Origin of the sequence: Priestia sp. 40 (assembly GCF_049368575.1) — a bacterium.
Classification (GTDB): Bacteria; Bacillota; Bacilli; order Bacillales; family Bacillaceae_H; genus Priestia; species Priestia zanthoxyli.
Map to the genome: position 1 here is coordinate 807,332 of NZ_JBMPZA010000005.1, position 22,089 is coordinate 829,420.

A 22,089-nucleotide genomic window follows, 5' to 3' on the forward strand; every position below is an offset into this window, starting at 1 on the left:
ACCTCCTTTTAAATTTTGATGTATTAACTAGACAATACTTCTATTTTGAATCTTTAACGCTAATTTTAGTCTTATAACCACTATATCGAATTCAAGGAAACATTTTCAAGTAACTTGCCGCGCGCTTCCTCATTTCTTTTCATATTCTTTCTATCAATGAAAAAAGGCGGAGAAAAGAATATGATTTCTTTGTCTCCACCTTCTATATTTATCCAACTTTAGTCATTGTTAGACCTCGTATAGAGGATTTATTAGCGGCGGCCTTTTTCATAAGGAACGCCTAGCGCTTTAGGAGCCTCAGCACGTCCTACAAAACCAGTGAGTGCTAAGATTGTTAATACGTACGGTGCAATGGTTAAAAGGACGGATGGAATATCTTGAATAACTGGAATCTGAGCCCCCGTGATACTCAAAGACTGTGCTAATCCGAAAAACATGGCTGCACCTAAAGCACCAATAGGATGCCACTTCCCGAAAATCATGGCTGCAATAGCAAGGAACCCTTGTCCAGCAATCGTTCCCGCTGCAAAGTTTGTAGCGATAGACGTAGCATACACCGCTCCGCCGATTCCAGCGAACATGCCGGAAATCATAACGCCAACGTAACGCATTCTCACAACTTTGATCCCCATCGTGTCTGCTGCCATTGGGTGTTCACCAACTGAACGAAGACGAAGACCAAATGGTGTTTTATAAATGATGTACCATACAGCAAAAGCTAACGCAATGGCGATATAAGACGTAATAGGAACGTTCGAAAACAGGATTTTACCGATTATTGGAATGTCTGATAGACCTGGAATACTTACTTTATCGATACGGAATTGAATAAAATCTGTTTGTCCTTTCCCAAAAATCTTTTTAATTAAAAAGATTGAAAGACCCGCAGCTAAAAAATTCAGTGCTACACCACTTACCGTTTGATCTGCTTTTAATGTAATACTTGCAACAGCATGAATGAGCGAGAACACAGCGCAAACAACAGCCGCTATTACTATTGCCACCCACGGGGCCCAAGCACCTAATGAATCCTGAAGTAAAAGGGTTGAAACAATACCTGTGAACGCGCCAAACATCATCAGCCCTTCTAATCCGATGTTCACGACCCCGGAACGTTCACTAAATATCCCTCCGAGCGCGGTAAAGATAAGCGGTGCAGCTGAATAAAGCGCCGCTGGAATAATAATGGCTAACACCTCTAAGAAGTTCATTTTGCTCCCCCCTTGCCTGCACGGCCAAGCACCCAGCGAATTAAATAACTAGATGCAACAAAAAAGATAATAAGCGCAATGACAATTTGAATTAATTCAGACGGTACGCCTGTCATAAAGTTCATTTGAGGAGCCGCAGTTTGCAGTCCTCCGAAAAAGAATGATGCTAATAAAATTCCAATTGCGCTGTTAGCTCCTAAAAGGGCTACGGCGATACCGTCAAACCCCGTACCTGTAAACGCAGTGAATGTGCCCATATACTGAAATGTTCCAAGCCCTTCCATCGCCCCGGCAAGCCCAGCAAAAGCGCCTGAAATCGCCATGGATAACACAATGTTTCGCCCTACATTCATTCCTGCATACTGTGAAGCATGTTGATTAAAACCAACAGCTCTTAGCTCGAAGCCCTTAGCTGTTTTATTCAAAATAAACCACATCACGACGGCTGCAGCGATGGTAATAAGAATGCCGTAATGAAGGCGAGAGTTATTGGTTAACTGTGCTAAAAAGCTGGATGCTAAAGATGCCGATTCTTTAATGTCATACGATTTTTCATTACCCGCATATAAATACGTACGGATTAAGCTGCTCGTTGTATAAAGAGCAATATAGTTCATCATAATGGAAACAATTACTTCATGAACATGAAATTTAGCTTTTAAAAATCCTGGAATAAACGCCCAAACTGCTCCAGCAGCTGCTGCTGCTAATACAGCTAAAGGAATATGAATGACTGCTGGTAAATCAAACGCATACCCAACCCATACTGACGCCAACCAGCCAACTAAAAGCTGTCCTTCTACTCCGATATTAAAGAGACCGGTTTTATAAGCAAACGCAACCGCGATACCGGCCAGAGCAAGAGGCGTCATGGCACGAATCGTTTCTCCAATGGCTTTTGGAGTTCCAAACATCCCGTCAAAAAGAGATTGATAGCCAAGCATTGGATCATAGCCGCCTAGTAGCATAATAACCGCTCCGGCAATGAGTCCTAATATGGCCGATACAACAGGGATCAAAATCATCATTACACGTTCATTTTTTACAAGTTTATTCATGCTGTTCCACCCGCTTTCTCACGCGTACCGCCTGCCATTAATAATCCTAACTCTTGTTCATTGGTTTCTTTTGGATCTACAACGTCGACTATTTTCCCTTCATAAATAACCGCAATGCGATCGCTTAGATTCATCACTTCATCTAGTTCTAGCGAAACGAGCAGCACTGCCCGTCCTTTATCTCGTTCTTCGATCAGTTTCTTATGAATAAATTCAATGGCTCCTACGTCCAGCCCCCTCGTTGGCTGAGCTGCAATCAATAGTTCTGGACTGCGGTCTACTTCACGGGCAATAATGGCTTTTTGCTGATTTCCGCCCGATAGCGATCGCGCTTGCGTATATTCACTAGGCGTTCGCACATCATATTCTGCAATTAGTTCTTTTGCTTTTTTATACAGCTCTTTATAATTCAAAATACCTGATTTAGACATCGGCTTTTGATAATACGTTTGAAGACCGATATTTTCACCAATTGTATAATCTAATACAAGTCCGTGCTTATGGCGATCCTGCGGAATATGTCCTACTCCAGACTCCGTAATTTTACGAGTGGATAACGTAGACAATTCTTGATTTTTTAATGTGATCGAGCCCGACTTTATTTTTCTCAGACCCGTAATTGCCTCAATCAGCTCTGTTTGACCATTTCCATCTACACCCGCGATGCCTACAATTTCGCCAGCTCGAACGCTTAGATTAAGTGAACTTACAGCCCCTACTCCTCGGCTGTCTTCTACTACTAATTCTTTTATTGTTAACACAGCTTCTTTTGGAGTCGCTGTTTTCTTTTCAGTTTTAAAGTGAACTTCTCTTCCTACCATTAAAGCAGCAAGTTCATCCGGGTTCGTCTCTTTTACATTTACCGTGCCAACCCCCACACCTTTTCGAATAATTGTGCAGCGGTCGCACACTGACATAATTTCTTTTAATTTATGCGTAATTAAAATAATCGACTTTCCTTCTTGAATTAACTTTTTCATAATTTGAATTAATTCCGTAATTTCCTGAGGTGTTAAAGCAGCAGTAGGTTCATCAAAGATAAGAATGTCGGCTCCTCTGTAAAGCGTCTTTAAAATTTCCACTCGCTGCTGCATGCCAACCGAGATATCTTGAATCTTTGCAGATGGATCTACCGATAATCCATATTGATTCGAAAGTTCTTGAATATCTTGAGCGGCTTTTTTAATATTAATTTTCCCCGTTCGCGTCGGTTCGTTCCCAAGAATAATATTTTCTGTTACTGTAAAGTTTTGAACGAGCATAAAATGCTGATGAACCATCCCAATCCCTAATTCGTTCGCTACATTAGGGTCTGTGATTTTAACTTCTTGGCCGTTTACACGAATCTGCCCTTTTTCAGGCTGATAAAGTCCAAATAAAACGTTCATCAGCGTTGACTTACCTGCACCATTTTCTCCTAACAAAGCATGAATTTCTCCCTTTTTCACTTGGAGTGTAATATTGTCATTAGCGACAATACCGGGAAACTCTTTGCGAATATCTAGCATTTCAATAACATATTCCACTGCTTTCACTCCCTATTCCTGCCTGCTACAGGATTCTGTCTTCCGTTTTTTGGCTATGAAAAAGGCTAGTTTTCACTAGCCTTTTATACTCATATAATCATTGCTTAACAGATATCAGCTTATTTTTTTAGCGTTTTTTCAAATTCTTTAAATTCTTTATCCGTTTGAGGCACTGTAATGTCACCGTCTAGAATTTTTTGCTTATACTCATCAACTGCTTTTAACGCATCTTTGCTTACATTATCTTGTGATGGAGCAATTCCTACTCCGTCTTCTTTTAAGCCAAACACAACTTCTTTACCACCTGGGAATTTGTCGTCCATTGCTTTTTTTGCAACATCTTCTACAGCCAAGTCAACGCGTTTAACCATCGAAGTTAACGTTACGTTTTCAGGCATACCTTCTTCATGCTGATCGCGGTCAACTCCAATTACCCAAACCTTTTTGTCCTTACCGCCTTTTGAACGGTTCTTAGCTTCTGTAAATACGCCGTTTCCAGTACCGCCTGCCGCTTGATAAATAATATCGGCGCCTTTGCTGTAAATGGTAGAAGCAATAGCTGAACCTTTTTCTGGAGAGTTAAAACTTTCTGCGTATTGAGAGATAACTTCAGCATCTGGGTTTACAGATTTAACACCTGCTTTAAATCCGTTTTCAAACTTCTTGATTAATGGAGATTCAACGCCTCCGATAAAGCCGATTTTGTTCGTTTTCGTTTGTTTAGCTGCCACTACACCTACTAAGAAAGAGCCTTGCTCTTCTTTAAATAGAATGCTTGCCACGTTATCTAAGTTCTCTGACTTTAGCGTATCGTCTACTAATGCAAAGTTAGCATCTGGATACTGCTTTGCTGCTTTTTTAATATCTTCTTTTAACAAAAAGCCAATTCCATACGTCAAGTTGTAGCCACTCTCAGCAAATTTAGAAAGATTGCTCTCGTATTCAGACGCTTTTGTAGACTGCAAATACTTATATCCAGTCCCTTCATCAAGTCCGTTGTCTTTCCCAAACTTTGTCAGACCTTCCCAAGCTGATTGGTTAAACGATTTATCATCTACCCCGCCCGTATCTGTTACCATTCCCACTTTAAAATCCGCCGCTTTTTTATCTCCACCGCTCTTACCTGCGTCATCTGAGCCACACGCGCTTAAAAGTGTTCCTGCCGCTAATACTAGTGATAATGCAAGTCCCGTTTTACGTTTTAACATGTTTTAACCCCCTGAATAGTTTTAAAAGTATAAAGCCAATTTTCTATTTCGTCCTTGTGACCTACATTTGACACCTCCTTAAAAGGACAATGTTAAACAGTTGTAAATTTTCTGACATTTAACCACAAAAAAACTAGACGCGTTTACGCAGTACTTGGAAACTAAATTGATCAGCCTTAAAATAATTGATGGAATATAAAATAGGTTCATCATACTGGTCATAATGCATTTGTTTTAGTACAAGCAAAGCAGTTTCAGGCTCGCATTGTAAAATAGGAGAAACTTTTTCATGATAGCCTAGAGGCTCAATGTTTGCTACAGCATATGAAATATGCTTCCCTGCTTGCTTTTCAAGAATTTCTAGCAGTGACTCTTGTTTATATTCAAAATTTTCAGGCAATATTTTTTGAGGAACCTTGTCCATGCAATATACAACCGGCTCTCCGTTTGCTGTTCTTACCCGTTCAACAAATAAAATCTGTTCGTTTTCCCCGCAAGCAAAACGTGTTAAATCATTTTCAGACAACTCTTGTATTTGAGAAGATAAAAAGATTGTTCCTGCCTTCATACCGGCTTGTTCAATCATATGTGTTATACTATTTAATTGCTCAATCCCTGATAAAAAAGTAGGCTTCGTGTTGACAAATGTTCCCACACCGTGTCTGCGAACAATAATATTCTCTTCTTCTAATATGCGAAGTGCCTCACGTAACGTTGCGCGGCTAACCCCTAACTGCTTTGATAAATCAAACTCTGAAGGGAGTCTTTCCTTTTCTTTAAAAATTCCTTTTTCGATATTTTGTTTAATTTCATCAATCACTTGTAAATACAAGTGCCGATTATCCGCACGTATAGACATCACTCTTCCTCCATATTAAAAAGTCATCAGACCTCTGATGTTCGACTACTTAATCGAAAATAATATATCATTTTTCGACAGATAAATAAATAGGTTATATTAATTTTTTGTTAAAATTTTTAATATTTTTTTAAAAAAATGAATTTTTGTTATTTTTTAATGTCAGCATACCTAACAACCTGCTTTTCTTCTAATATTAGATAAAAACCAAACATTTTAGTCATTAAATTTTTTAATATTCGTTTTTATTTCATTTATTTAGCATGACATATTTTTGTATAATACTATTCTTACCGTCCCTTCTTCCATAAAAAATGAGATTGAGACATAACGAAATGAATCAATCTAAAGATGAACAACTGGCATACATGAACTGAACCGGTTGTGACACCGCAGTTGATTTCCGTGCAAGACTCCGGTTTCGGCGGGCGATGAGCCTCCTCGTCGCTTGCGCTTTTCCCGCAGGAGTCTTCGCCTTGCCCTTTAATCCACTGCTAGAAGGAACGACACAGATGAAACCTATGTTCACCATAACAAAAAAAACGAACCATTAATCAAACATTTTGATTAATGGTTCGTTTTTCACTTGGGCTACAATATTTTTGTCCTAGCCTCATTTTTTCTAGTAACATTATTAAGATCCAACATCCTCGTTTTGCTGAGAAATCAGCACCGAACGCGGCTTACTTCCTTCATAAGGTCCCACCACTCCACGCTCTTCCATCGCATCGATTAAGCGTGCAGCCCGGTTATAGCCAATTCGAAAGCGTCGCTGCAGCATAGAAACAGAAGCTGTTTGCATTTCTGCTACAAGCTGTACAGCTTCGTCATATAGCTCATCTGCAAAATCATCAACTTGTTCAGGAGCATCGGTTGGAATCATTTCTTCTTGATACTGCGCTTTTTGCTGTGCAATTACAAAATCAACAATCTCTTCTACTTCTTCATCTGATAAAAAGGCACCTTGCACACGCACAGGTTTTGAAGCTCCAACAGGCATGAACAGCATATCTCCTCTTCCTAGAAGCTTCTCAGCTCCTCCCATATCTAAGATCGTCCGAGAGTCAGTTTGTGAAGATACACTAAAAGCGATTCGGGAAGGAATGTTTGCTTTAATAACCCCGGTAATGACATCTACGGATGGTCGCTGTGTAGCAATAATCAAATGAATGCCGGCAGCACGAGCCATTTGAGCAAGACGTGTGATCGAATCTTCGACGTCAGATGACGCAACCATCATCAAGTCAGCCAACTCATCGACAATCACCACAATATAAGGAAGAGTCGGCTGTTTTGCATCGGCGTCTCCATCATCATTCATACGTTTTACTAAATCGTTATATCCTTCAATGTTTCTCGTTCCGCTGTGTGAAAACAGCTCGTAACGTCGCTCCATTTCACTTACAACTTTCTTTAATGCTTGAGAAGCTTTTTTCGGATCCGTTACAACAGGAGCTAATAAATGCGGAATGCCATTGTACATATTCAGCTCGACCATTTTAGGGTCAATCATCATTAATTTTACTTCATGAGGCTTGGTTCTCATTAAAATACTGATAATAATACCGTTGATACACACACTTTTTCCGCTTCCTGTTGCCCCTGCTACAAGCATATGAGGCATTTTATTAAGCTCTGCTAGCACAGCTTCGCCTGAAATATCTCTTCCTAAACCAACTAATAGCTTTTTATCCGGTCGGTTATTTTCAGTTGCTTCAAGTACTTCTCTAAGTGAAACCATCGCTACTTCTTCGTTCGGCACTTCAATTCCTACCGCTGATTTCCCGGGAATTGGAGCTTCAATCCGAATATCTTTGGCAGCTAATGCAAGTGCTAGATCATCACTTAAATTAACAATCTTACTTACTTTTACTCCTACATCAGGATATACTTCATATTTTGTAACAGCTGGTCCAAGGTGAACTTTTGCCACTTTTGCTTTTACGCCGAAACTTTGAAACGTTTTTTCAAGTTTTTCGGCATTTTTATAAATGTTTTTATGCTCTTTTGCCTGGTTGCTTTTCTTTGGCATCGTTAATAGCTTGATAGGAGGAAGCTCATACTCTTTATTTTCTGTTTCAGTAAATGTAATCATAGGAGCTTTTTCTTCTTCCTGTTCCTTTTGCGGCCTTGGCTGTTGCGGTGCAGCAGCTACAGGCTTCGATTCCATAACCTGCTGCACCGGAGCTATAGGAGCAGCAGGAGATTGACCAGACTCTTCCTCTCCGTAGTCAAAGTGTTCAATAATTGGAGGCGAAGGTGCTTCTACTTCTATGTCCATGCTTTCTTCAGGTTCTTGCACAGCTTTTTCTTGACGTCTCTTTTTTGTTGTTTTAGGAGCTTTTTTCTTCTTATGTTTCCACGTCTGAATATCTTGCCAGCCTTCTTTTAACTCCGTTGTTAAAAAATTCACTAGAGGTGACAGAAGTTTTAATACCGTTTCGTGAAGCGAACGTCCGGTAATAAGCAATACCCCAATCACAATAAGCAAGGCAGCGATAAGTTCTGTTCCCAAACTATCAAACAGATAGTAGAACATGGCAAACATAATAGCTCCTATCATTCCTCCACCTAAATCACTGTGATTCGATTGGCCCGTTGCTTCGAGCATATACAAATCCCACGTATTCATAATGACAGATGGATCTGTAAACGTTCCGTTTTTCGATAAATTTTCAAATAACGTCACGTGACTAAACAGTAAAATAGATAAAATAATGAGATATGTACCGATAAGCTGCCGCGTCACTAAAGGAGGCATTTCTCTTTTCCAAATAATATAAACAGATAAAATAACCATTCCAATTAAACACAGCATATACCATTCGCCAATAAATAAGCGGACCACTAGTACAAGAGCCTGTCCTACAGCACCGAGTCCTGCCATGGCAATTAACGTTAACGCTAATAAAAATAAGCCAATAAGCTCAAAGCGCAATATGCGTTTCCATTCATCCTTTTTTATTTGACCTCTTCGTTTTTTCTTTGCCATTTTTCCACTCCAATCAACGTCCAACACCCTATGTTGATTTTGTTTCTTTTATCAGTTGAATAAAAAAGCAGCCAATACAGCGGCTGCCTTCTTCGTCATATTCATTATACCATATTCACCATAATTATACTGAAATCCTTACGACAAAATTTGACCAGGATAATAATTTTCGTTCAAATAATCTTGAGGATTCGTGCTTAAAATCCTCACAATTTGCTGTTGCTTTTGTTCATTTTCTTCAACAATAACCGGGATTCCATTATGGTTAATAAGCTTTGGCTGAGATTGTTCTTGATGATAAGACTGCTGAAAGATCAGTTCTTGCGGCATCATTGTATACAAAATCATTGCAGTAGCTGCTCCTCGTTCTGACGTCCTTGCTCAATCAGTTCATTCAATTTTTTGATCGCTTGAGCCACTCCGCCTACTTCGTTAATTAACCCGTATGAAACAGCATCTCCGCCAACTACATTTGTCCCGATATCACGCGTTAAGTTTCCTTTTGAAAACATAAGTTCTTTAAACTTTTCTTCTGAAATATGAGAGTGTTCTCTCACAAAGTTAATCACGCGCTCTTGCATTTTATCTAAGTATTCAAATGTTTGCGGTACACCAATAACAAGACCTGTTAAGCGAATAGGATGAATGGTCATGGTAGCTGTACCGGCAATATACGAATAATCAGTTGAAACCGCAATTGGAACACCGATTGAATGTCCGCCTCCTAACACAATGGACACAGAAGGCTTGGATAACGAAGCAATCATTTCAGCAATTGCAAGACCCGCTTCTACATCTCCACCTACTGTATTCAAGATAATAAGCAACCCTTCAATTTTTGGATTTTGTTCGATCGCCACAATTTGCGGGATGACATGCTCATATTTTGTCGTTTTGTTTTGAGGAGGCAGCTGCATGTGCCCTTCGATTTGTCCTACAATCGTTAAACAGTGAATATTAGAATCCTGAGGAAGCTGAGCCACATTGGTCTGTCCTAATTGTTGAATTTTATCTAATATTCCGCCCTTGCCTTCTTCATTTTTATTAGGCTGCTGAGGCGCTTCATCAGAATGTAATCTTTCGTTATTTTCAAACATATTCTAGCTCCTTTCACTTATTGATAGTAGTAGTATGAACTTCTCATAGTTATTACATCCGCATCACCTGCAAATAAAAAGCCTTCCCAAGGGGAAGGCTTCACATTAGATTTCCATGATAATCGGTAAAATCATCGGTTTACGACGGGTTTTTTCATATAAAAATTGATTTAAACTTTCTCTCATTTTTAATTTTAATGAAGACCACTCGATCACTTTGTCTTCCATACACTTTTCTAAAATTTGCTGAACAATCTTCGTTGCTTCTTCTAAAAGCTTTTCTGATTCTCTTACATAGACGAATCCGCGAGAGATGATTTCTGGCCCCGCTACTACCGTTTTTTGGCGTTTATTAATCGTAACTACTACCGTTAAGATTCCGTCCTGTGACAGCAGCCTGCGATCTCTCAGAACGATATTTCCAATATCACCGACACCTAGCCCATCAATGAGCGTATTTCCCGCTTGAATAGAACCGCTAGGGTACATGCGAGCATCTTTAAATTCAATTCGCTCACCTTTTTCAAGCAAACAAATATGATCTTCTGATATTCCTAATTGACCGGCCAGCTTTGCATAAGCTTTTTGTTTTCGATACTCTCCATTCACAGGCATAACATATTTCGGCTTTGTTAAGTTAATCATAAATTTTAATTCTTCTTGACTTCCGTGTCCGGAAGCCTGCACTTTTTTCTGTGCAAACACTACGCTTGCTCCCAAACGATAGATAACGTCAATTGTTTTTGAAAAGGTCGTTTCGTGCCCCGCCACAGGTGTAGCAGCCAGCAGGACCGTATCATCTTGTTTGATTTGAATAAATTTATGGGACTGTTTAGCCATTCGAGTAAGACCTAAAATTGGCTCTCCGTGATGACCTGTTGTTAAAATAACCGTTTCATGTTCAGGAAGATCTTTTAGCTTTTGTACAGGAACAATTAAATTCTCAGGTAGCTGCAAATGTCCAAGTTTTGCTGCAATATCAATGATTTTCAGCATACTTTTTTCCATAACGATCAGGTTACGTCCATGCTGATGCGCTGCATGAATGATTTGCTGAATGCGGTGCAGATTAGAACTGTATGCAGCAACAATGATTCGACCTTTGCTTTTATAAAAAGCGTCGGTAATATTTTGTCCGATAACGGCTTCGGAAACTGTATAGCCTGGCTTATCCGCATTTGTACTGTCTGAAAGCAAACACAGGACGCCTTTTTCCCCAATGGCAGCCATTTTTCCAATATCAGCGCTTTGAATGCTGACTGAATTTTGATCAAATTTAAAATCACCTGTATATACAATCGCACCTTGATTTGTTTGTAAACAAATGCCGACTGAATCTTGTATGCTGTGCTGCGTTCTAAAAAATGAAATATCCACTCCTTCAAACGATAAAACAGTTGACGAAGTGATAGGATGTAAAGCTTCATATTTTTTAATTCCATACTCTTTTAACTTTTCTTTGATAAGTGCTAGCGTTAATTCTGTACCATATACCGGCACGTCCAATTTTTGAAGTATAAAAGGAATAGCCCCAATTTGCTCTTCGTGTCCATGAGTAACAAATATGCCTTTTACGTTGTGCTGATTTTCTACTAAATATGTAATGTCAGGAATGACAATATCAATTCCCAACATTTCCCCTCCCGGAAACTTTGACCCTGCATCTAACACATATATGTTTTCATTGATTTCCACCACATACATGTTTTTTCCAAGTTCTCCGACTCCACCCAAGGCTGAAATTTTAATATTTTCTGTCTTTTCTAGTACCATAAGTTCCTCCTACTTACTTTCACCCGTACAATTTCATTTGCTTACATTATAACTGAAGTAAGAATTGGAATACAAGAAATTTCATTCGTCTATTTCCGTCATCTGCTCTTCTATTATCTTATAAGAAAAAAACGTCTCTTCATCGACTCGTATATACGGTCAATGAAGAGACGTTTAAAAAACATACTTATAGCTTATAGCGTATTTAATGTGCTGACTAATGTTTGACGTTCTTCTTCCGTTAACGGAACTAAAGGTAATCGCACGGATCCTACGTCTAACCCTTTTAGCTGTAAAGCTGTTTTAACAGGCGTTGGGCTTGGAGCCGCAAAAAGAGATTTCATAACAGGTACAATACGCTGATGAATTTTTGCTGCTTCTTTTGGATTTCCTGACTCATACAACTTAACCATCTCTTGCATTTCATTTCCAATAACATGAGAGGCAACAGAAATAATACCAGTTCCTCCAATTGCTAATACCGGCAGTGTTAAACCATCGTCACCGCTGTATAAAGCAAAATCATCGCTTGTTTGTGCGATAATTGCCGTCATTGCGTCAAGGTCTCCGCTTGCATCTTTTAACGCTACAACGTTCGGCAGTTCAGCTAGGCGTACAATTGTCTCAACAGACATATTGATCACAGATCGCCCTGGAATATTGTATAACATGACAGGAAGCTCTGTACTTTCAGCAATTGTTTTAAAGTGCTGGTACAGACCTTCCTGATTTGGCTTGTTGTAATAAGGTGCTACAATCATAATCGCATCTACGCCGATTTCTTCTGCTTTTTTTGTTAACTCAATTGATGCATACGTATTGTTGCTTCCTGTACCTGCAATAACTGGTACACGGCCATCTACTACTTTTACCGAGTGGCGGAACAGCGCCAGCTTTTCTTCTGTTGAAAGCGTAGGAGATTCACCCGTTGTTCCTGCAATAACCAATGCATCCGAACCGTTGCTGATTAAATAATTAATAAGCTGCGTTGTTTTTTCAAAATCGATATTTCCTTTATGATCAAAAGGCGTTACCATCGCTGTTGCGACTTTCCCAAAATCAATCATGTTTTCACTCCTTGAAATTGCATTATCCCTATTCATGTAATGAACCGTTAGCTTATAGCTAACGGAACATGTAGTTTATCTTTTTTGCGGTGCTTTTGACAAGTCAAAGGCACCATGAAGAGCATTAACAGCTCTCTTTAAATCTTCTTCTTTTACAAGCACCCAAATCGTCGTATGGCTGTCAGCGGATTGTAAAATCTGAATACCTTCGCCAGAAAGGGCTGTAACAATTTTAGATGTAACACCAGGCACCCCTGCAATTCCTGCCCCAACCGTTGACACTTTGGCGCAGTTGCGAATAATAGCCGGCTCATATCCTAGCGCATGAAGCACATCAATTGCTTTGTCAGTTGCTTCATCTGTTACTGTATATACAACGCCCTTTGGTGAAATATTGATAAAATCCACGCTGATTTTTTCTTGCGCCATTGCTTTGAATACTTCTGCTTGCGTATCATAATGGCCTTCTTTACTAAACACTTTAATTTGAGTCACGTTTGATACGTGCGCGATCCCTGTTACAAGGCGTTCTTGTACATCACTTCCACGCTGCTGTGCTTCACCTTGAGATGTAACGAGCGTACCTTCTGAATCAGCATATGTGGAACGGACGCGCATCGGTACTTTTGCTTGCATGGCAATCTCTACGGCACGTGGATGAACTACTTTTGCACCTTGATAAGCCATGTTGCATATTTCGTTATATGTGACAACCGATAGCGGTCTTGCATCTTCTACAATACGCGGATCAGCCGTCATTACACCTTCCACATCCGTGAAAATGTCAATGTAATCAGCCATAAGCGCCGCACCTAAAGCCGAGGCAGATGTATCGCTACCTCCGCGTCCAAGCGTCGTTGTATCGCCTTCAGTGGTTGCCCCTTGAAAGCCTGTTACAACAACGACATCATATTCTTCTAATTCTTTTAACAAACGGTCGCATTTCATTTCTAGTATCTTAGCATTGGTAAAGTCATTATTCGTCACAAATCCAGCCTGTGCACCGTTTAATGCCGTAGCTTTAATACCATTTTCGTTTAACAAATTCGTAAACACAACCGATGAAATTAATTCTCCGCATGCCATAAGCATATCGAGCTCACGTTTATTAAGAGACGCTTTATTTCCATCAACAAGTGAAAGCAATGTATCCGTTGCATACGGTTCACCTTTTCGTCCCATTGCCGATACAACAACGACTACTTTGTAACCCTCACTTAATGCATTGTTTAAATGATAGATTGCTCTTGCTCTTCCTTCTTCGTTACGAACGGAAGTTCCTCCAAATTTTTGGACGATTATTTTCATACTTACACCTCATCATGTTCCGAGACACTCTGGTTGCGCTTATTTTACTAAGCTAAGCTTAATAAGTGATTCTGCAATTTGTACAGAATTCCAAGCTGCACCTTTTAACAAGTTATCAGAAACGATCCACATATGGAAACCGTTATCGCGATCTAAATCTTTACGAATACGGCCGACAAACACATCTCGTTTACCTACACAATCTGCTGGCATTGGATATACTTGATTTTCTGGATCATCTTGCAATACGATACCAGGTGCATCAGCCAATAAATTTTTCACATCAGCTACCGTTACACCGTCTTTTTCAATTTCAATGTACACTGACTCTGAATGACCTGTTACAACCGGTAGACGAACACAAGTAGCAGCTACTGGCAATTCAGGCATGCTCATAATTTTCTTCGTTTCATTAATCATTTTCATTTCTTCAAATGTAAAACCGTTATCTTGAAATTTATCAATTTGCGGAATGGCGTTAAAAGCAATTTGATAATGTTTTTTATCTCCACCAACCGGTAAAATTTCCGGTGTAAACTCTTTTTCTTCTAAAATTGCTTTAGCTTGTTCTTTTAATTCATTAATTGCAGCAGCGCCTGCTCCAGAAACGGCTTGATACGTTGATACTAGCACTTTAGATAAACCGTATGTTTCGCGTAATGGCTGTAATGCTGCTACCATTTGAATTGTAGAGCAGTTTGGATTAGCAATAATTCCGTTATGTCCGTGTAATGCGTCTTCATTCACTTCCGGCACAACTAACGGAACATTTTCATCCATTCGATAAGCGCTTGTGTTGTCTACAACGATTGCTCCGCGTTTTACTGCCTCTGGTGCAAGTGCTTTTGAAATGCTGCCTCCTGCACTGAATAAAGCAATATCTACGCCTTCAAAGCTATCAGGAGTTGCTTCTTGCACAACAACTTCTGTCCCGTTAAACAACACTTTTTTACCAGCTGAACGAGCTGAAGATAATAACGTTAATTTACCAACTGGAAAATTACGCTCCTGTAGGGTTTTAATCATTTGTTGTCCTACTGCACCTGTTGCTCCTACTACTGCTACATGTAATTCTCTTGTCATTTTAATACCGCCTCCAACAATTTTCAACTACTCAACATTTATCTGCATATACTGACTATTTTAACATATTATTATGCTTCATTGCGTCAAAGAAGAGAAGATTTTTAAAATCTTCTCTTCTTTGAGATTGAGAGTTCTCTTACAGCCGCAGTATTGGATTGATTCATGCAACAATACGTCCTATGACTCTTGACCGTCGCGGAACCTTTCGACAATAACAGGCTGAATCTGTTTATCTTCAAGGGCTGCATAAACCGTGTCTGATAACATCGTCATACGCGCTACCATTGAATTTGGCTTAAGCACCGGGTCATCTTGACCAAATGGAATAAAATAAATATTTTTAGTCGCCATTAGCCTCATTAAGTTTACACCATTTAGCCCTAGTGCGTCATTAGTCGAAATTCCCAGTACCACCGGCTTATTATTACGAAGCGTTGCTTTAGCTGCCATGAGTACCGGAGATTCAGTCATTGCATTTGCAAACTTACTCATCGTATTCCCAGTGATCGGGGCAACCACCATACAATCAAGCGGAATTTTTGGTCCTAAAGGCTCTGCTTTTACAATTGTATTGATGACGGCGTGACCTGTTAATTCCTCAATTTTTTTCACCCAGTCTTCTCCATCTCCAAAACGAGTGTTGGTGGATTGTACAGTGTAAGAAACCACCGGTAACACTTCTGCTCCCAAATTAACAAGCTTTTCAATTTCTGGCATAACCGCATCATACGTACAGTGAGATCCGGTCAAGCCAAACCCTATTCTTTTACCTTTTAATGACATTATTTTTTCTCCTCTCTCGCATCCGCAGCGTCTTTTAATAAATTCACTAATACATTAGCGACAATCTGACCTGCTGTTTTTGGAGCCACAATTCCTGGAAGACCAGGTGCTAAAATAGCTTTAATTCCCCGTTTTTCTGCATAGCGGAAATCGGTTCCTCCAGGCTTTGAAGCTAAATCAATAATGAGCGCATGGGTGGGGACATTAGATAATGTCTTAGCCGTTAAGATGGGGTATGGAATGGTGTTAATACATATATCACTATCAGCAATTTCTTTATCGAGTTCAGAAAGATAAAAAGGTTGCAAACCCATTTCAGCAATACGTGCTAAATGTTCAGATTTTCTAGCTCCTACTTTTACATTGGCACCAAGTGCAGCAAAGGACCTCGCCACGCTCATTCCTACTCTTCCTAAACCTAGGACAGAAATATTTGAACCGTGAATAGTAAAATCTGTATGTTGAATAACAAGCATGATGGTACCTTCAACAGTAGGAATAGAGTTATAAATTGCTACATCATCACGCTCAAATAGCTGAACGAGTTTACGGTTTGTCGTTTTGACTAATTCGTTTAAATACCCATTGCTAATACCAGAATAAATAATGCAGTGCTCAGGCGTTTTTTTAAGTATTTCTTCAGTCAGCACTACTTTTTCATTTGAAAAAATAGTATCTACTTGCCCTTCGTGATTTGTTCCAGGGACTGGAAGGATGATGGCGTCAACATCTGAAAAATCCAGCTCCTCTATCTGATATTTCGTCGCACCTGTAAAACCATGATCTAGCTGATCAAAACCAATAAGAGAGGTTTTTGCATCTAATTGAATTAATTTTCGAATGACTTCAAGCTGCCTAGCATCACCGCCAATTACAGCTATGTGCAAATCCGTTAACATGTTTCATTTTCACCTTCTTTAACATTAAATAGATGTATCTTTCGCTTAAACCATCGAGATGTAAAGTGCTATCATTACGCCCTAGAATGCCTATTGCTTTTCTCCAACATACTATGTAAACACACAGGAATCGGTGAATCTTTATCCCTGAAAATAAAAGAAACGAGATGCAGTAAGCATCTCGTTTCTTATTTTGTTGACTCATTGTTTATGTCTTCTAGCTGATGGACATTTACAATCACCATATCTGTACCAATTTTTTCGATATTCCCCCAGGGCACTCGCACTTCATCTCCTTGCTTTCGAAACCCAAACCACTTCACAGATGGAATAATAAGCGCATTAATTTGTCCCGTATGCTCATTAATTTCAAGATCTGTTTGCCCTAAAATACCCAAACGCTCCGCTCGCTTAACATCTACAATTTCTTTTCCACTCAGTTCGCTTAATCTCATAAAATCCCTCCTTTCATCTAATTTATTGAACAACCATACAAAAAATGACAAAAAAATAAGGCTGGCTCAATTATTTTAGCCAACCTTACTGTTACTGTTTAATTTCCTTTAAAACCTTTAGGTAAATCTCCACTCGGGCTTATTAATGAAAGAGCAAATTCATCTTTGAAAATATCTCGCGCAAGACCATTTACACTATCTTTAGTCACGGCATTAACAAGGTCTAAAATCTCATCTAATGAGCGGTGATAGCCCAGCATTAACTCATTTTTTCCGTTTCTGCTCATACGGCTATTTGTACTTTCAAGACTCAGCATTAAGTTTCCTTTCAACTGCTCTTTGCTGTTAGCAAGTTCTTTATCCGTAATACCTTTGTCTTTCAAATCATAAAGCGTTTCTTGAACCGTATCATATAATACGTCGAGCTGATGGCTTCCCGTTCCCCCATAAATCGTTACAAGACCGCTGTCTCGATAAGAAGAATGATAAGAGAAAACAGAGTAAGCCAAGCCGCGCTGTTCGCGGACTTCTTGGAACAAACGACTGCTCATACTTCCGCCAAGCACGTTATTTAATACAATTAAGCTATATACATCTTCTCCGCCGATTGGCAAACCTTTAAAGCCAAGGCAAAGATGAGCTTGTTCTGTTTCCTTTTTGCGCGCAATATGATTTGTATGGAACTCTGGCTGAACATATTGATGAGCGGAATGACTTGACGTATATGTACCAAAATAGTTTTCCACCTGTTGAATAAAGCTTTCATCAATGTTTCCAGCTACTGAAATAACAATGTTTTCGGGAATATACATTTGCTCCATATACTGACGAAGCGAATCACCATTAAATGTTTTTAACGTATCTTCCGTTCCTAAAATTGGATAGCCTAATGGATGATTGCCATATACGGCTTTTCCTAATAAATCGTGGACAATATCATCAGGTGTATCTTCATACATTTTAATTTCTTCATATACAACATTTTTTTCACGAGCTAATTCCTCTTCATCAAATGAAGAATTAAAGAACATATCCGCCAGCACATCTAGCGCTTGATCTGCGTGTTCGTCTAATACTTTTGCATAGTAGCACGTGTATTCTTTAGAAGTGAATGCATTTACTTGTCCCCCAATGCGGTCGAAGCTTTCTGCAATTTCACGAGCAGATCTTGTTTTTGTTCCTTTAAAAAACATATGTTCAAGAAAATGTGATACACCATTAATTTCAGGGTGTTCACTTCGAGAACCCGTTCCGATCCACACCCCAATGGCCACAGATCGAACAGTTGGGATATTTTCCAATACAATTCTTACACCATTTTTGCACGTATATCGTTTTATCAAGCTAGTGCCTCCCTTTTGCTTATCTCACTTACTTCTTAGTAGAAGAAGGTATTTTCATCATTCTTTCTTCATCTAGCATTGTTGACACATCGCTAACTTTCAGGCCTTTGCGTTCAATATCGGTTAACAATTGGTCAAGTGATTCGGCCGTTGATTCAGTCGGGTGCATCAGTACAATAGCCCCTGGGTGAATCTTTTTCATTACTCGATTAATTAACACTTCTGAACTTGGTTTTTGCCAATCGATTGTATCAACTGTCCACATGATGGTACTCATTTTTAACTGAGAAGCAAGCGTTACTACTTCGGGGCGAAAACTGCCGCTCGGCGGAGCAAACCATTTTACTTTTTGTCCCGTAGTAGATGTAATAATATCATTCGTTTTTTTAAGCTGCTGATTGATTTGACTAGCCGATAAAGTGGCCATATCAGGATGAGAATAAGAGTGGTTTCCTACTTCATGGCCTGCGTCTACAATCATTTTTGCCATATCTGGATTATTTTTAACCCACTTTCCTTCTAAAAAGAAGGTTGCTTTAGCATGGTGCTTTTTTAGCACTTCTAACATTTTAGGCAAATACTCGTTCCCCCATGCTACGTTCACTGTAAACGATACCATAGGCTTTTCATCGTGTCCACGGTAGATAGGTTCCTGTGGTAAATCACTCAAGTGAACCTTTGGTCTAACCTGTTTGTACACTAGTTTTTTTTCATCAAATTTACCCGCAGGTTTCATATTTTTATAAGAAGCAGCAAGATCAACTTTTATGCCGTTATAGCCAGGAACCCGTTTCCAAACGGGATCGATTCGTGCATTCGCTGCTGGCTTTTCATAATCTTTTGCTTTTTCTTCAATCTTTTGATATAACGCATCATGCTGAGCTGATACAAGTTGTACATCGGATTTAAGTGCTTCTATATATGCTTCAGCAAAAGGATTATAAATAGATTTATATGTAATTGCCAGTAAAAATAGAAATGCTGTAAATTGCACAATGGTTCTCTTCACTTATCCTTCCCCCTTTACCATTTAAAATATGTATAAAGAGGACAAGGTAGAACAAACATCTACAAACGATAAAATCGCCCTACACATGGATTTTCTTCATGTATGGACGATTTCACAATATCTATATAGTAGTAAAAGAAGATTATTTTGTTTCTTTTGCTTTTTCTTCTTTTTCTTTTTGTTCTTTTAAAATTGCTTTACGAGATAAGTTAACGCGGCCTTGTTTATCAATTTCCATGACTTTAACTAAAAGCTCGTCACCAATCGCTACAACGTCTTCTACTTTTCCAATACGCTCTTCTGCAAGCTCTGAAATGTGAACAAGTCCATCTTTTCCGCTGAAGATTTCTACAAACGCACCGAATTTTTCAATTCGTTTTACTTTTCCTAAGTACATTTGGCCGACTTCAACTTCGCGTACAAGATCTTCAATAATTTTCTTCGCTTTTTCATTCATCGGCTGATCAATAGAAGAAATGAAGATTGTACCATCTTGTTCGATATCAATTTTAACGCCTGTTTCTTCGATGATTTTATTGATTTGCTTGCCGCTTGGTCCAATAACATCACGAATTTTATCAGGGTTAATAGCCATTGTAAGGATCTTAGGCGCATATTGAGAAAGCTCTTGACGAGGCGTAGCAATCGTTGACATCATATGATTTAAGATTTGCATACGGCCTTTTTTTGCTTGTTGAAGGGCTTCGTCTAAAATTTCACGAGATAACCCGTCAATTTTAATATCCATTTGAAGCGCAGTTACGCCATTTTCCGTACCTGCTACTTTAAAGTCCATGTCTCCTAGGTGATCTTCCATTCCTTGAATGTCCGTTAGAATCGAGTAGTGTTCACCTGATTTGATCAGACCCATGGCAATCCCTGCTACAGGTGCTTTAATTGGAACCCCAGCATCCATCATTGCAAGCGTGCTTGCACAAATACTTGCTTGTGAAGTAGAACCGTTTGACTCTAATACTTCAGATACAAGACGAATTGTATAAGGGAAATCTTTTTCATTTGGAATAACAGGCTCAAGTGCACGTTCACCTAGCGCACCATGTCCAATTTCACGACGACCCGGTCCGCGCATCGGTCTAGTTTCACCAACACTAAATGAAGGGAAGTTATAGTGATGCATGAAGCGTTTAGATTCTTCTACACTTAAACCATCTAAAATTTGCACATCGCCAAGTGCACCTAATGTACAAATGCTAAGCGCTTGAGTTTGTCCACGCGTAAATAGTCCAGATCCGTGTGTACGAGGAAGCAAGTTTGTTTCAGAAGAAAGTGGACGAATTTCGTCAATACTACGGCCATCAGGACGCACTTTTTCTTCTGTGATCAAGCGACGCACTTCACTTTTAACAAGCTTCGACAAAATTTCATTCACTTGATTTAGTACTTCTTCTTCTACATCTTGCTCTTCAAATTTTGCAGCTACTGCGCTTTTTACTTCTTTAATGGCATTTTCGCGCGCATGCTTTTCTTGAACTTGAACAGCACGGTTCATGTCACCTTCTGCAATTTCGCGAACTTGACGCTCAAGGTCCGCATCAACAGTATAAAGCTCAACTTCTACTTTCTCTTTGCCTACTGCTGCTACAATTTCTTCTTGGAACGCAATTAATTTTTTAATTTGCTCGTGTCCAAACATAATTGCTTCTAACATTACTTCTTCCGGTACTTCATCAGCGCCTGCTTCAACCATGTTGATCGCGTCTTTTGTACCAGCAACCGTCAGATGAATATCGCTTTTTTCAAGCTCATCTACCGTTGGGTTTACCACAAATTCATTGTCTACACGGCCTACGATTACGCCTGCAATAGGACCTTCAAATGGAATATCAGATACTGATAATGCTAATGAAGAACCGAACATTGCCGCGATTTCTGAAGAACAGTTTTGATCTACGCTCATTACAACGCTGACAACTTGAACTTCGTTTCGGAAACCATCTGCAAATAAAGGACGAATCGGACGGTCGATTAAACGGCTGGCCAAGATTGCCTTTTCACTTGGTCTGCCTTCACGCTTAATGAATCCACCTGGGATTTTACCGACTGCATATAAACGCTCTTCATAGTTTACTGTTAACGGGAAGAAATCTACATTTTTAGGCTCTTTTGAAGCCGTTGCTGTACTTAATACAACTGTGTCTCCATAGCGGATTAATGCTGCGCCATTTGCTTGTTTTGCCAACTGGCCAACTTCAACTTCTAGCTTTCGTCCAGCTAGATCTACGGAGAACACTCGTTTTTCTTGTTCCATATCGACGAGTACCCCTCTCTACATATAAAATATGTATGTAATCAAATGTGATAGTTTTATTATAAACGAAATATCCAAAAACAATAGCTTTTTTCACATTATGTAGCATCTTTAATGTTTCTTAAATGTACATACTAAAAAAGCGG

18 protein-coding genes are annotated in these 22,089 nt (G+C 39.4%); all 18 read right to left on the bottom strand.

Annotated features, from left to right (window positions below; translation table 11 throughout):
- Positions 1-251: 251 nt before the first annotated feature.
- Complete coding sequence (locus ACO1DI_RS05270; RefSeq protein ID WP_182420399.1) at positions 252-1,211, bottom strand: ABC transporter permease; 960 nt, start codon at positions 1,209-1,211, stop codon at positions 252-254.
- Positions 1,208-2,269, bottom strand: a complete 1,062-nt coding sequence (locus tag ACO1DI_RS05275; protein ID WP_014458483.1) for an ABC transporter permease — start codon at positions 2,267-2,269, stop codon at positions 1,208-1,210. The genes ACO1DI_RS05270 and ACO1DI_RS05275 overlap by 4 nt, the downstream gene beginning before the upstream one ends.
- Positions 2,266-3,795 (bottom strand): ABC transporter ATP-binding protein, encoded by a 1,530-nt coding sequence (locus tag ACO1DI_RS05280; RefSeq protein WP_042991929.1) that lies wholly within the window; start codon positions 3,793-3,795, stop codon positions 2,266-2,268. The genes ACO1DI_RS05275 and ACO1DI_RS05280 overlap by 4 nt, the downstream gene beginning before the upstream one ends.
- A gap of 119 nt (positions 3,796-3,914) precedes the next feature.
- Positions 3,915-5,003, bottom strand: a complete 1,089-nt coding sequence (locus ACO1DI_RS05285) for a BMP family lipoprotein (RefSeq protein ID WP_013058816.1) — start codon at positions 5,001-5,003, stop codon at positions 3,915-3,917.
- 133 nt (positions 5,004-5,136) lie between these two features.
- Complete coding sequence (locus ACO1DI_RS05290) at positions 5,137-5,862, bottom strand: GntR family transcriptional regulator (protein ID WP_042991928.1); 726 nt, start codon at positions 5,860-5,862, stop codon at positions 5,137-5,139.
- Between the two features lie 634 nt (positions 5,863-6,496).
- Positions 6,497-8,854 (bottom strand): DNA translocase FtsK, encoded by a 2,358-nt coding sequence (locus ACO1DI_RS05295; protein ID WP_423145150.1) that lies wholly within the window; start codon positions 8,852-8,854, stop codon positions 6,497-6,499.
- Positions 8,855-8,992: 138 nt separating this feature from the next.
- The gene (locus ACO1DI_RS05300) at positions 8,993-9,202 is read right to left on the bottom strand and encodes a YlzJ-like family protein (protein ID WP_013058819.1); all 210 of its coding nucleotides are present in this window, start codon (positions 9,200-9,202) and stop codon (positions 8,993-8,995) included.
- A complete protein-coding gene (locus tag ACO1DI_RS05305; protein WP_014458479.1) occupies positions 9,199-9,951 on the bottom strand; it encodes a ClpP family protease in 753 nt (250 codons plus the stop codon). Before ACO1DI_RS05305 ends, ACO1DI_RS05300 begins: the two co-directional genes overlap by 4 nt.
- A gap of 105 nt (positions 9,952-10,056) precedes the next feature.
- Positions 10,057-11,724 (bottom strand): ribonuclease J, encoded by a 1,668-nt coding sequence (locus ACO1DI_RS05310; RefSeq protein WP_423145151.1) that lies wholly within the window; start codon positions 11,722-11,724, stop codon positions 10,057-10,059.
- 194 nt (positions 11,725-11,918) lie between these two features.
- Positions 11,919-12,791, bottom strand: a complete 873-nt coding sequence (gene dapA / locus ACO1DI_RS05315) for a 4-hydroxy-tetrahydrodipicolinate synthase (protein WP_014458477.1) — start codon at positions 12,789-12,791, stop codon at positions 11,919-11,921.
- Between the two features lie 75 nt (positions 12,792-12,866).
- On the bottom strand, positions 12,867-14,099 hold the full coding sequence (dapG, locus tag ACO1DI_RS05320) for an aspartate kinase (protein ID WP_014458476.1): 1,233 nt from the start codon (positions 14,097-14,099) through the stop codon (positions 12,867-12,869).
- A 39-nt stretch (positions 14,100-14,138) separates the two neighbouring features.
- Positions 14,139-15,182, bottom strand: a complete 1,044-nt coding sequence (gene asd, locus ACO1DI_RS05325) for an aspartate-semialdehyde dehydrogenase (RefSeq protein WP_014458475.1) — start codon at positions 15,180-15,182, stop codon at positions 14,139-14,141.
- 180 nt (positions 15,183-15,362) lie between these two features.
- Positions 15,363-15,968 (bottom strand): dipicolinate synthase subunit B, encoded by a 606-nt coding sequence (locus ACO1DI_RS05330; protein ID WP_013058825.1) that lies wholly within the window; start codon positions 15,966-15,968, stop codon positions 15,363-15,365.
- On the bottom strand, positions 15,968-16,867 hold the full coding sequence (dpaA, locus tag ACO1DI_RS05335) for a dipicolinic acid synthetase subunit A (protein ID WP_013058826.1): 900 nt from the start codon (positions 16,865-16,867) through the stop codon (positions 15,968-15,970). The genes ACO1DI_RS05330 and dpaA overlap by 1 nt, the downstream gene beginning before the upstream one ends.
- Positions 16,868-17,055: 188 nt before the next feature.
- The gene (locus tag ACO1DI_RS05340; RefSeq protein WP_013058827.1) at positions 17,056-17,322 is read right to left on the bottom strand and encodes a YlmC/YmxH family sporulation protein; all 267 of its coding nucleotides are present in this window, start codon (positions 17,320-17,322) and stop codon (positions 17,056-17,058) included.
- 98 nt (positions 17,323-17,420) lie between these two features.
- Positions 17,421-18,665 (bottom strand): M16 family metallopeptidase, encoded by a 1,245-nt coding sequence (locus ACO1DI_RS05345; RefSeq protein WP_028411394.1) that lies wholly within the window; start codon positions 18,663-18,665, stop codon positions 17,421-17,423.
- 28 nt (positions 18,666-18,693) lie between these two features.
- Entirely contained in the window at positions 18,694-19,674 is a 981-nt protein-coding gene (locus tag ACO1DI_RS05350; RefSeq protein WP_013058829.1) for a polysaccharide deacetylase family protein, read from the bottom strand.
- 142 nt (positions 19,675-19,816) lie between these two features.
- Positions 19,817-21,943 (bottom strand): polyribonucleotide nucleotidyltransferase, encoded by a 2,127-nt coding sequence (pnp, locus tag ACO1DI_RS05355; RefSeq protein WP_014458473.1) that lies wholly within the window; start codon positions 21,941-21,943, stop codon positions 19,817-19,819.
- Between the last annotated feature and the right edge of the window lie 146 nt (positions 21,944-22,089).